General features: G+C 68.8%; 13 protein-coding genes. 8 read left to right on the top strand and 5 right to left on the bottom strand.

Translation table 11 applies throughout. The features are described 5' to 3' along the window. The first annotated feature begins 179 nt into the window (after positions 1-179). Positions 180-503, top strand: coding sequence for a hypothetical protein (locus tag ACWESM_RS34500; protein ID WP_355073951.1), 324 nt, complete (start codon positions 180-182; stop codon positions 501-503). 4 nt (positions 504-507) lie between these two features. Here the strand turns inward: ACWESM_RS34500 and ACWESM_RS34495 are convergent, their stop codons facing one another. After that, positions 508-930 (bottom strand): MmcQ/YjbR family DNA-binding protein, encoded by a 423-nt coding sequence (locus ACWESM_RS34495; protein WP_355073953.1) that lies wholly within the window; start codon positions 928-930, stop codon positions 508-510. A gap of 113 nt (positions 931-1,043) precedes the next feature. On the opposite strand from ACWESM_RS34495, the gene ACWESM_RS34490 reads away from it, so the two are divergent. Further along, positions 1,044-2,258: a transcriptional regulator gene (locus ACWESM_RS34490; RefSeq protein WP_355073954.1), complete on the top strand. Its 1,215-nt coding sequence runs from the start codon at positions 1,044-1,046 to the stop codon at positions 2,256-2,258. Positions 2,259-2,329: 71 nt separating this feature from the next. Beyond that, the gene (locus ACWESM_RS34485; RefSeq protein ID WP_364426353.1) at positions 2,330-2,809 is read left to right on the top strand and encodes a DUF779 domain-containing protein; all 480 of its coding nucleotides are present in this window, start codon (positions 2,330-2,332) and stop codon (positions 2,807-2,809) included. A 68-nt stretch (positions 2,810-2,877) separates the two neighbouring features. On the opposite strand, the gene ACWESM_RS34480 is transcribed toward ACWESM_RS34485, so the two are convergent. Then, on the bottom strand, positions 2,878-4,431 hold the full coding sequence (locus ACWESM_RS34480; RefSeq protein WP_364426356.1) for a succinic semialdehyde dehydrogenase: 1,554 nt from the start codon (positions 4,429-4,431) through the stop codon (positions 2,878-2,880). Positions 4,432-4,707: 276 nt separating this feature from the next. Here ACWESM_RS34480 and ACWESM_RS34475 point away from each other — a divergent pair, with 276 nt between their 5' ends. The 4 genes from ACWESM_RS34475 to ACWESM_RS34460 are packed head-to-tail and all read left to right on the top strand — an operon-like array spanning position 4,708 to position 8,429. Next, on the top strand, positions 4,708-7,050 hold the full coding sequence (locus tag ACWESM_RS34475) for a nitrate- and nitrite sensing domain-containing protein (RefSeq protein WP_452495343.1): 2,343 nt from the start codon (positions 4,708-4,710) through the stop codon (positions 7,048-7,050). Between the two features lie 2 nt (positions 7,051-7,052). After that, positions 7,053-7,466 carry a roadblock/LC7 domain-containing protein gene (locus ACWESM_RS34470; protein ID WP_355073958.1) on the top strand — a complete coding sequence of 138 codons (414 nt, stop codon included), beginning with the start codon at positions 7,053-7,055 and terminating at the stop codon, positions 7,464-7,466. Between the two features lie 8 nt (positions 7,467-7,474). Beyond that, a complete protein-coding gene (locus ACWESM_RS34465) occupies positions 7,475-7,849 on the top strand; it encodes a DUF742 domain-containing protein (RefSeq protein WP_355073960.1) in 375 nt (124 codons plus the stop codon). Further along, positions 7,830-8,429 carry a GTP-binding protein gene (locus ACWESM_RS34460; protein WP_355074427.1) on the top strand — a complete coding sequence of 200 codons (600 nt, stop codon included), beginning with the start codon at positions 7,830-7,832 and terminating at the stop codon, positions 8,427-8,429. Before ACWESM_RS34465 ends, ACWESM_RS34460 begins: the two co-directional genes overlap by 20 nt. Positions 8,430-8,491: 62 nt before the next feature. Here the strand turns inward: ACWESM_RS34460 and ACWESM_RS34455 are convergent, their stop codons facing one another. From ACWESM_RS34455 to ACWESM_RS34445, 3 genes are all read right to left on the bottom strand, one after another. After that, a complete protein-coding gene (locus ACWESM_RS34455; RefSeq protein ID WP_364426364.1) occupies positions 8,492-8,803 on the bottom strand; it encodes a hypothetical protein in 312 nt (103 codons plus the stop codon). A gap of 218 nt (positions 8,804-9,021) precedes the next feature. Next, on the bottom strand, positions 9,022-9,435 hold the full coding sequence (locus ACWESM_RS34450; RefSeq protein WP_452495340.1) for an NUDIX hydrolase: 414 nt from the start codon (positions 9,433-9,435) through the stop codon (positions 9,022-9,024). Between the two features lie 52 nt (positions 9,436-9,487). After that, positions 9,488-9,961 (bottom strand): winged helix-turn-helix transcriptional regulator, encoded by a 474-nt coding sequence (locus ACWESM_RS34445; protein WP_364426370.1) that lies wholly within the window; start codon positions 9,959-9,961, stop codon positions 9,488-9,490. Positions 9,962-10,015: 54 nt separating this feature from the next. Between ACWESM_RS34445 and ACWESM_RS34440 the strand changes: the two genes are divergently transcribed. Then, the gene (locus ACWESM_RS34440) at positions 10,016-10,816 is read left to right on the top strand and encodes a thioesterase family protein (protein ID WP_397277887.1); all 801 of its coding nucleotides are present in this window, start codon (positions 10,016-10,018) and stop codon (positions 10,814-10,816) included. Positions 10,817-10,824: the final 8 nt, after the last annotated feature.

Genomic DNA, 10,824 nt, shown 5'->3' with positions numbered 1-10,824 from the left:
ACACTCTCAAACATCTTGACGTTCTATCTGTTGTTGGTGTGGCCCCGCTGGGGGGGCCCACCCCATCAACTACTTCGAAACACCCCCTAGCCCCTGTCGTGGTGAACATACGCCCGGGAGCGCTCTAGTCTGGAGTCCGATCGCGGCGGGCAGCGCCGCCGAACCTCAGGAGGAGTCCCATGAACGCCACGCTGTCACGGACCGGCCGAACCGGCCTCGGGATCGCGATGGTCGCCATGGCGCTCGCGGGCTGCACCGACATCGAACGCGCGCTCAACCGCGGCGGCGACACCCCGTGCAGCGAGTACATCAAGCAGGACCAGGACACCAAGCGCACGACGATCACCAAGTTCGTCAAGCAACAGAGCAAGGACGACCGCGAGCCGGCGGGGACCGTGGTGGACGCGACGATGGTCTCGGTCGACTTGCTGTGCGGCGCCCAGGCCAATGCCGACACCCCGATCAAGAACGCCGACGTCGCAGGCATTTTCATCCGGAAGTGACCGCTCAGCGCGGCGGATGGGCGGCAAGCCAGTCCGCCGCGCGCTTACGCGAGGCCCGGGCCAGCCAGGCGTCCTGGATGACCTCGGTGAGTTCCCGACGGCTCAGTTCGCCGAGTTCGGCCGCGCGCACCAGGACCGACGGATGTCCGTCGAAATGCGGCGTGGTGAAGAACGGCGAGTCCGGGTCCTGGACCAGCGCCTGTTTGTCCGACTCCGACGGCACCCAGATCACGATCACATCGGCATAGCGCTCGCCGGTCGCCGGGTCGACCGCGTCCGGACGCGGGTTGCGGAAGAACACGAACGATTTGCCCCCGACCTGGTAGATCGGGTTGCCGCGTGGTCCGTCGACGCGCGTCACGTGGGGCATGCCCGAGGCCACTGCGTGCACGTCGGCGAGCCGTGCACGTGGAGTACCGGTCGCCATGCCAGCAGCTTATGGCGTGACCGGCCGGTAGGGCTCGAACAGTTCGCCACCGTCACCGGCGTCCGCCAGAATGAGAGTGCGATTACGAGCTCACACGACGATGGGTCTTCCACGTGGCGCGGTTCCGCACCCTCACGCAACAGCGGGTCGAACTGGAAAGAGAATGGGAGCGTTGGGCGACGGCTCCGCGGGCGACACCGGAGCCACGGAACACCGTCCTGCGCAACGAAGTAGCGCAATCCTGGCGGCGGTCGTTGCACACCGTCGATCCGGGCACCACCGGCGCGCCGGGAGTGGACGACATCGGCGACCGCTGGGCCGCTTCCCCGTTGCGCGATCCGGTGACGGCGCTGGCGGGTGAACTGCGCGCCGTCACCGAGGACTCCGGTTATCTGGCCGTGGTCACCGACAGCGCGGGCACCGTCCTGTGGTCCTGCGGTGACCGCACCCTGCGCAGGCAGGCCGAGCAGGTCAATCTCGCACCCGGCGGCTGCTGGGACGAAAGCCATATGGGCACCAACGGCCTCGCCCTCGCGCTGCACACCGATCGCCCTGCCTCCGTGTTCTCCGCCGAGCACTTGGTCGCCGCCCTGCACGGCTGGGTCTGCTATTCCGCACCGATCCACGGCCCCGACGGCAGGCAGGTCGGCGCACTGGATCTGTCCAGTACCTGGGACCGTTCCCATCCCGCGGTGCGGACCTCGGTGCGCGCGCTGGTGACGGCGGTGGAGACGATGTTGCGCACGGCCGCGCCCGTGCCCGAGCCGGGAATCCGGCTGGAATGCCTCGGCGCCGCGCGACTGGTGCGCGACGGCGTGCCGCTGCCCCTGCCGCCTCGGCAATTGGAGATCCTCGCGCTGCTGGCGCTCCAGCCGGACGGCTTCTCCCCGGAGCAATTGCACGCCGCCCTCTACGGCGACCGCGCGGTTTCCATCAGCACGCTGAAAGCCGACGTCTCGCACCTGCGCCGCGCGATCGGCGGCGAGATCAGCAATCGCCGTTATGCCCTCACCGGTCCGGTGTCCTGCGACGCCGTCGACCTGCTCGCCGCCGTCACCGCGGGCGACACCACCTCGGCGGTCTGGCTGTACCGGGGGCCGCTGCTGCCCGGATCGGAAGCGCCCGCCGTGCTGCAGTGGCGTGATCATCTCGACGTGGGTGTGCGCACCGCCGTGCTCGCCGGGGACCGCGCCGAGCACGCGGTGGCGTTCGGCGAACGCGTGCCCCGTGACATCGCGGTGCACGAGCACGCGCTGCGGTTGCTGCCGCCTGACGACGTGCGCCGCGCCCTGGTCGCGGCTCGGCTGCATACCGCGTTGCGCGACTGAGATTTTCCCACCAACCTCGCACCAACCTCGGCGGACCATAGTGGGTCGGTCCGAGATATCTGCGAGGAATCATGAGCTACACCAGACCGGGGGCCGGACTCCGGCATCGCCGACTACCCGATGCCCGGCTCCGTCGCCCACGCGGTACGGCGGCGCACCGAACGCATCGGGTGGACATCACCGACCGCGCCAGGGCCGTGCTGCGCCACGTGATCGACCAGCACGGGGCCGTGCTGCTGCACCAATCCGGCGGACACCACGACAGCGGCTCGCCGCGCTGCCTGCCCATCCGGGAGTCCCGGATCGGCGGTGAGGACGTTCTGCTGGGCAGCCTTCCCTGGCACACCGAATTGTGGATCAGCGGGGAGCAATACGAGCACTTGAAGCACGCCCACCTCACCGTGGACGTGGCCGACGAGCCCGGCGGCGGCCCCTCGGACGCACTCGAGGACATGCGTTTCGTCATCAGATCACGGCTGCTCACCGACGAAGAAGCAGCGGCGCTGGCGGCGGGCGGGCCGCCGCGCACCGGAGCCGACCGGTTGGCGTGACCCCTGCACGACCGAACCGGCGGGTCGTCCGTCCGGGTGGGCACGACCACCCGGACGGACGTCGTGTCTCAGCGCCCGGGCAGGAAACGCAGACTCCGGGCCACCGTCATCAGGAACGGCTGCCACTTGCCCTTGGGGAACAGTTTCGGCGCGTCGAGGTTCATGAAACGGGTGACTACGATCGACTGCGGCTCGGTGAATTTGAGCAGGCCGTCCGGCCCGTGGCGGCGCCCCACACCGGAGATACCCATACCGCCCATCGGCGCCCCGGTGGTGCCCCATGCCGGCGCGTAGCCCTCGTCCACACAGACCGTGCCCGCGTGCAGCCGCGCCGCGATCCGCTCGCCTTCGGACTTGCTTCCCGCCCACACCGAGGCGTTGAGACCGTAGGCGGTGTCATTGGCCAGGCGCACGGCCTCCTCGACATCGTCGACCGGATAGATCGACACCAGCGGTCCGAAGGTTTCGTCGCGGCCGCATTCCATCTCGTCGGTCACTTCGGCGAGGACGGTCGGCTCGAAGAACAGCGGACCCAGATCCGGGCGGGCCTTTCCGCCGGTGAGGACCTTCGCTCCCTTGGAGGTGGCGTCCGCGACGTGCTTGGACACCGTCTCCAGTTGCGCTTCGGAGATGAGGCTGCCGATGTCGGTCGAATAATCGTAGGCGGCACCGAGTCTGGCGGCGTTCGTGGCGGCGACGAATTTTTCGGTGAACGCCGCGGCGACCTGCCGCTCGACATAGAGCCGCTCGATCGAGATGCACAACTGCCCGGCGTTGGAGAAGCAGGCGCGCACGGCCGCCCGCGCGGCCTTGTCCAGGTCGGCGCCGGCGGCCACGATCATCGGATTCTTCCCGCCGAGTTCGGCGGAGAAGCCGATCAGCCTGCGGCCGCACTGTTCGGCCAGGGTGCGGCCGGTCGCCGACGACCCGGTGAACATCAGGTAGTCGCAGGCCTCGACGATCGCGGTGCCGACAACGCCGCCCGGCCCGGGGACGACCGCGAGCAGCTCCCGGGGCAGACCGGCCCGGTAGAGCAATTCCGCACCGGCCAGCGTGGAGAACGGAGTCTGGCTGTCGGGTTTGACCACCACGGCGTTACCCGCGATGAGCGCCGGTATGGAATCGCCGATCGACAGCAGCAGCGGGTAGTTCCACGGAGCGATGACGCCGACCACGCCTTTGGGCTGGTACCGCACGGAGGCGCGGTTGAGCACAGGAAAGGCGCCCGGTACTCGGTGGCCGCCCAGCAGGCTCGGTGCGATCCTGGCGAAATAGCGGGCCGCGAACATCAGGCCCATGATCTCTTCCTGGGCCGCCCAGCGCGCTTTGCCGGTCTCGGCCTGCACGACGTCCATCAGGAATTCACGGTGCTCCACCACCAGCGCGCGGTAACGATCCAGCACGGCGGCGCGTTCGGCCACCGGCTTGGCTGCCCAGCTCCGCTGCGCGGCCCTGGCCTTCTCGAAGGCGGCGGCGACATCAGCTGCCGTGCCGACCGGCACGCTGCCGAGCGGCTTTCCGGTGAAGGTCTCGGCGATCGTCCTGCGCTGACGATCTGCGGGCGCCTCGATCGCGGCCAGCGCGCTGAGGCGGTCGAATACATCGGCTTCCGGCGCGGGCATCGTTGCCTCCTACTTGTGAGTAACCGAGGGATACGGACAATCTACGCCGCGTTCGAGGCGCCCTGAACCGGTCACGGGAGGATTTCGGGGCGTATCGGGCCACGGCCGACCGCTCAGGTGAGCCGCGCCGGACGCCATCACCTCCCAGTTATGTGCTCCGGCAATAATTTTCGGTAGAGCGCCGCCGAATCATGAGGACGTGTGTCACGTCAACTCCAGTCCCGCTCACCGGGACAGGACGCCCGGATCGCCGGGTTCGTGGATTACGTTGTGCCGATGTTCAGAGCGAGGCTCGGGGTCCGCACCCGGATTCTGGCGATCGCGCTCATTCCGAGCCTGACTCTGCTTGTCGTCGGCGTGGGCGCTGCGAGCTATCTGGTCGCGGAAGGAACCAAAGCCAAGGACTGGGCCGCTGAGAATCAGAAAGCCATTCCCTCGACCAGGGAATTGATGGAGGCGGTCCAGCAGGAACGCTACTTGACGCTCGCACAGCTGAGCGGCGACCCCACGGCGGCGGTACCACTCGGCGCCGCGCGGATGCGACTGGACGGTGCGCTGCGCGGCTTGGTCCAGGCCTCCGAGGGCCTCCGCGACATCGACGACTCCAAGCTCGGCGACAACGTCGCCAACTTCACCACCCTCACGCAGAACATGACCGCCGTGCGTTCCGGCGTCGACGCCGCAGCGCTGCCGCCCTCGGACGCGTACATGTTCTTCAACCGCCTGCTCGACGTGATCTCCGTCGGCACCAAAGTCGCCGAGCAGACCGCCCCGTACACCGAAATCGGCGTGCGGATCGCCACCGGCATGCGCCTGTTCAACGCTACCGAGGCGATGGCGCGCAGCAACGCGCTCGGCGGCCTGTACGTCGACGGCGCCACCGCGCCACCGGCCATTCCCGCCGAGGAGTACGTCCGTCAGGTCGGCTTCTACCACACCGAGATCGCCGCGCTCAGCGCCGAACTGCAGGGCGCCGAACAGCACCAACTGCAGACGCTGACCGCGAGCCCGGCCTGGCAGCAGCTCTCCGCGATGGAGAACGCCATCGCCCAGCGCGCCGTGACTCCTGCCGCGCCGACCGGCTCGAGCACATCCGGCAGCGGTCCGCGTTCATCGAGTCCGCCGCCGCTGCCACTGAACACGCAGGAATGGCGCAGCGCCGCCGCCGAGGTCAACCGCGGCCTGATGGATGCCTGGACCGGGCACAACCGGGCATCGCAGAAACTCGCGGAGGACAAGGCGGCCGCGGCGGCGACCAGATCCGCGTTCGCGGGCGGCGGCGTGCTGGTGATCAGCGTGCTGGCGTTTCTCATCGCCGTGGTGATCGCCAATCGGGTCATCCGCCGGTTGAAGCGGCTGCGCGGTCAAACGCTGGCCCTGGCCGATGAGCGGCTGCCGGAGATGATGCGCAGGCTGCGCGACGGAGAGACCGTCGATCCCGCGGTCGAATCCCCGAATCTGGACTACGGCAGCGACGAGATCGGCCAGGTGGCCAAGGCTTTCCAGCACGCGCATTCCGCGGCCGTCTCCGCGGCGGTCGCCGAATCTCGTACCAGAGAGGGCGTCAAAGCGGTGTTCCTGAACATCGCGCACCGCAGCCAGATCGTCGTGCACCGGCAACTGGAGATCCTCGACGAAGCCGAGCAGCGGCAGGAGGACCCGATCCTGCTCGACACCTTGTTCCGCCTCGATCATCTCGCGACCAGAGAGCGGCGCAACGCCGAGAACCTCACCATCCTCGGCGGCGGCAAGCCGGGCAGGCAGTGGCGCAACCCCGTGCCGCTGGTCGACTTGGTGCGCAGCGCCGTCGGTGAGACCCTCGACTACGCGCGGGTCCGGGTGGCGCGGCTGCCCGAGGTCCGCGTACTCGGCACGGTGGTCGCCGACCTCATCCACCTGCTCGCGGAGCTGGTGGACAACGCGACCTCCTTCTCCCCGCCGCAGTCGCGGGTCGAGGTGACCGGCAACGTGGTCGGCAAGGGCGTAGTGGTCGAGATCGGCGATCAGGGCATGGGCATGTCCGAAGCCGAACTGACCAAGATGAACGAGATGCTGCGCAACCCGCCGGATTTCGGCGTGGCGGCGCTGTCGGCGGACTCCCGGCTCGGGCTGTTCGTGGTCGCGCAGCTGGCTACGCGCCACGGCATCGCGGTGCGGCTGTCGGACTCCGACTACGGCGGTATCAAGGCCATCGTGCTCATTCCGACCGCGCTGATCGCGACGGATTCCGTCGCACCGCAGACACCGGCGGAACTCACCGATCCCGGCAGCCGACGCAAACTCGTCGCCGGTGCCGCGGTCGCGGCGGATACCGGGACGTTCGCGCAGTCGGCATCGCCGGTGGCGACCCTGTCCGCCGAACCGGCCGCACCCCCGCGCTACGGACCGCGCCCGTATACCGAGGCGCCGACGCAAGCGGGTCCGGACGGCCGTCCGGCGTTGCCCCGCCGGAGCCGCCAGACCAACCTCGCACCGCAATTGGCGCAGCCGGTCCAGGAGCAGGCCGCACCCGCGCAGCCGCCCCGCTCCGCCGAGCAAGCCCGCGATCTGATGTCCGCCATCGAGAACGGGACCAGGCAGGGCCGTCGCGCTGCCATCTCCGACGAACAGGAAGGCTAGGTGTGTCCGCTTCTCCCGCAGGTGATCTCAATTGGCTGCTCGACGATCTCGTCGACCGGCTGGCCGGCGTCCGCCACGCGGTGGTGCTGTCCACCGACGGGCTGCTGCTGGGCCGCTCCAGCGGAATGAACCGCGAGGACGCCGAACACTTCGGCGCGATGTCCTCGGCGCTCTACGGGCTGGCGCGCAGCGCGGGCAACCGATTCGACGGCGGCGGGGTCCGCCAGGCGGTCATCGAACTGGACCGCGCGGTGCTGTTCGTGACCTCCGCGGGCGACAACGCCTGCCTGGCACTGCAGGCCGCCGAATCGGCCAATCTCGGCATGGTGGCCTACGAGATGAATCTGACCGTCCAGCGCGTAGGCAACTACCTGTCCACAACTCCGCGCCAAGACCTCGTCGGACATGTCGAATAGCGACCGCCATGACCAATCCGCGTGAGCCCTGGTTCGACGAGGCGGCCGGTCCGCTGGTACGTCCCTACGCGCTCACGCGCGGGCGCACCAGCGGCGCCGGACCCGAACTGGATATGCTCACCACCGTGGTCGCGGACACCTCCGCGTCCGCACTGCGACGCAGTGAACCCGAGTACGCCGAAATCCTTCGCCTGTCCCGGGTCTCGCAGACCGTCGCCGAACTCTCCGCACAGTTGCGTTTGCCGCTGGCGGTGACGAAGATCCTCGTCGGTGACCTGATCGGCGACGGGCAACTGATCTTCCGCGCTCCCGTTCCGACGGAGGCCGGACCCGATGACCTCAACATATTGCGAGCGGTACTGGATGGAATCCGAAAACTTTGACCCGAGCGGCACACCGCAACTGGCCGCCTCGGTCAAGATCCTCGTCGCCGGCGGGTTCGGCGTCGGCAAGACCACGATGGTCTCCGCGATCAGCGAAGTCGCGCCACTGCGCACCGAAGAACTGATCACCGAGGTGAGCACCGGCATCGACGATCTGTCGGGCGTCGAGCAGAAGTCCACGACCACGGTCGCCTTGGACTTCGGCAGGCTCACCATCGACCGTGAGCTGGTGCTCTACCTGTTCGGCACGCCCGGCCAGGATCGGTTCTGGTTCCTGTGGGACGAACTAGCGCGCGGCGCGCTCGGCGCGGTCGTGCTGGCCGACACCCGCAGACTGGGCAACTCCTTCGCCGCCGTGGACTTCTTCGAGCGGCGTGGTCTGCCGTTCATGGTGGGCGTCAACTGCTTCGACGGCGCACCGCGATACACCATCGACGAAGTGCGTGACGCCCTCGACCTCGACACGGTGACCCCCGTCATGCTCTGCGACGCCCGCGACCGCAGCTCTTGCAAAGACGTCCTGCTCACCCTCGTCGAGCATCTGATCCAGCGGGCACAGCGCGCACACGCCACCACCTGATCGCGCCGCGTGTTCACACGCGGTGCACTCCCTCGGCGACTGAAACCCCGAGAGTTCCGGGCTCACACCTGCCGCAGCCAGGCGACGAACAGCAGCGCGCCACCGGCGACGAGCACGACCGCCGCCGGAGCGGGCCACCGTGGCCCGTTCCGGCCGAGCAAACCGCGGGTCAGCCGCAATTGGAACGCGCCGAGCCCGGCCAGGGCCAGCAACCACACCGGCAGCAACCCGACACCGAGCGCCGCGTGCACCGCCCACGCCCCCGCCAATGTCGGGCCACCCCAAGAATCTTCGAGATCATCACTCGCGACGAGCGGATAGCAGACTCCGCGGAACGCGCCCAGGGCCGCGAGGAACGCCAGGAACCACGTCACCAGGCCCACCCCACCACTGAGCACCGAGTGCGACACCGACCGGAGAGCCGAGAATTTATGCGGCAGAACGGATTCGCCGAGCATTCGCCGCGGCACGCGCAATCGGGTGGGAATTCGCCGCGCCGCCAGGGGCAGCGCCCGGAGTGCGTAGGCTGCGTAGCGCAGAAGCGGCCGAAACCAGGACATATCGCCGACGGTAGCGCTGTTCGGCCCGCGATTCACCGCAGCAGACCCGCGTGCACCAGATCGTCGAACAGCAGCTGATCCACGGGGGGGACGAGGGCGCGATCGGCATAGGAGAACCACGCGACCTCTTCGATCTCGCTACTGGCGGCCAGCGTTCCACGATAATCCGCGGTGTAGCAACTCATCCGCACCAGCGCGCCGTCCGTCGGGCCGTGCACCGCCTCGTAGGTGCCGACATACGCTGCGGTCTCCGGCAGCAGGGCGACGGTGAGTTCCTCCTCGATCTCGCGCAGCAGTGTCTGCAGGTCGGTTTCAGCGCCCTCGCGCTTGCCGCCCGGGATGTAGAAGACGCCTTTGCCGCGCGGTCTGGCGCAGAGAATGCGTCCCTCCTCGATGCGCACCCACGCCACCGTGTCGATCAGTTGCCGCACTCGCCCGTCCGCCACCGCCGCAGCCTATCGCCGCGCGGCGGTGAACGCGGAACCGGCCGCACCCGCCTCAGCGCGATGGCAGGAGGGAAGGATCCTTGGCGCCGGGGCCGAGAACGGGGCGCAGGTCGCGTGGGGCGATGTGCTCACCACACTCGGAGCACACCGGTTCGACGGTCGCGAGGTTCCCGCACGTGGTGTGTACGGTCTGCACCGGCGGGCCGTCCGGGGCGGCCCATTCGTCGCCCCACTGACGCATCGCGGTGACGACAAGCCACAGCGAACGGCCTTTCGGGGTGAGCCGGTAGTCGTAGCGAACCGGATTGTCCTGGTAGGGCTCTCTGGTCAGTACCCCATGCTCGATCAGATGCTCGAGACGCTGGGTGAGCACGTTGCGGGCGATGCCGAGACGGGCGTGGAAGTCGTCGAAGCGCGTCACGCCGAACAGAGCGTCGCGCACGATCAGCAGCGTCCACCACTCTCCGACCACCTCGAGGCACTGGGCCAGCGAGCAGTTCATGTCCTCGAAGCTCGTCCTGCGCATATCCGTCAGCATAGTCGGTTGCTTCATAGAACTCACTCGCTTATGGTGCGTTGCATGAAACAACTCACTAAGCGGACACTCGCCGAGGAGTTCACGCTCACCGAGACCGGCACCGCTGGGTGGCAGGCGCGCGTCGACCGGTCCTGGCGCGGCTGGACCGGCCCGCACGGCGGCGTGATCGCGGCACTGCTCATCGAGGTGGCTCGCGCGGCCGCCGCGGAACCGCTGCCGGTGCGGGCCGTGGACCTCCGGTTCCTGGGGCGCCCCACAGACGAAGTGCTCACCTTCCACGCGACCGCACGCGCCGTCGGCCGCAGCACCGTCGTGGTGGAGGTGGGCGCCGACCAGGACGGCAGCCCGATCGCCGGGGCGTCCGTCACGCTCGGTCGCGCCATGGCGTCGGGCGTCGCGGATTACGCAGGCGCGCCCGCGCCGCGAGTGCCCGATCCCGATTCCTGTGCGCACTTCGCCCTCCCGCCCGAAATCGTTCCGGTGGGCGTGCATTTCGACATCCGTCCGGCAGCCGGGCCGCTGCCGCTGACCGGTGCGGACGAACCGATGATGTGCGCGTGGATCGAACTCGTCCCCGAGTTGCCCACCGATGCCGCGGCCCTCGCGATCCTCGCCGATGCCCTGCCGCCCGCCGTCTTTCCCACACTGCGCGCGCCCGTCGCGATTCCCACCGTGGCGTTGTCGATGCACCTGCACGACGTGCCGACCGAGGGCTCGCCGGTGCTGGTGCGCACGGTGAACGCCTCGACCGGCGGCGGCTGGTCGGTGGACGACACCTCGATCTGGGATCGAAGCGGCCTGCTGCTCGCCTCGGCCCGCCAGACCCGCCGCGTGCTCGGCTGAACGGAGAC

The organism is Nocardia sp. NPDC003999 (assembly GCF_053604885.1).
The sequence above is the reverse complement of the archived record's forward strand: the minus strand, read 5'-3'. Positions and strand labels throughout refer to the sequence as shown.

What these genes read in the sequence shown, in the direction of transcription:
- ACWESM_RS34500 (WP_355073951.1), top strand. Translation starts at nt 180, where the DNA reads ATGAACGCCACGCTGTCACGGACCGGCCGAACCGGCCTCGGGATCGCG.
- ACWESM_RS34495 (WP_355073953.1), bottom strand. Translation starts at nt 930, where the DNA reads ATGGCGACCGGTACTCCACGTGCACGGCTCGCCGACGTGCACGCAGTG.
- ACWESM_RS34485 (WP_364426353.1), top strand. Translation starts at nt 2,330, where the DNA reads ATGAGCTACACCAGACCGGGGGCCGGACTCCGGCATCGCCGACTACCC.
- ACWESM_RS34480 (WP_364426356.1), bottom strand. Translation starts at nt 4,431, where the DNA reads ATGCCCGCGCCGGAAGCCGATGTATTCGACCGCCTCAGCGCGCTGGCC.
- ACWESM_RS34475 (WP_452495343.1), top strand. Translation starts at nt 4,708, where the DNA reads ATGTTCAGAGCGAGGCTCGGGGTCCGCACCCGGATTCTGGCGATCGCG.
- ACWESM_RS34465 (WP_355073960.1), top strand. Translation starts at nt 7,475, where the DNA reads ATGACCAATCCGCGTGAGCCCTGGTTCGACGAGGCGGCCGGTCCGCTG.
- ACWESM_RS34460 (WP_355074427.1), top strand. Translation starts at nt 7,830, where the DNA reads ATGGAATCCGAAAACTTTGACCCGAGCGGCACACCGCAACTGGCCGCC.
- ACWESM_RS34445 (WP_364426370.1), bottom strand. Translation starts at nt 9,961, where the DNA reads ATGCGCAGGACGAGCTTCGAGGACATGAACTGCTCGCTGGCCCAGTGC.
- ACWESM_RS34440 (WP_397277887.1), top strand. Translation starts at nt 10,016, where the DNA reads ATGAAACAACTCACTAAGCGGACACTCGCCGAGGAGTTCACGCTCACC.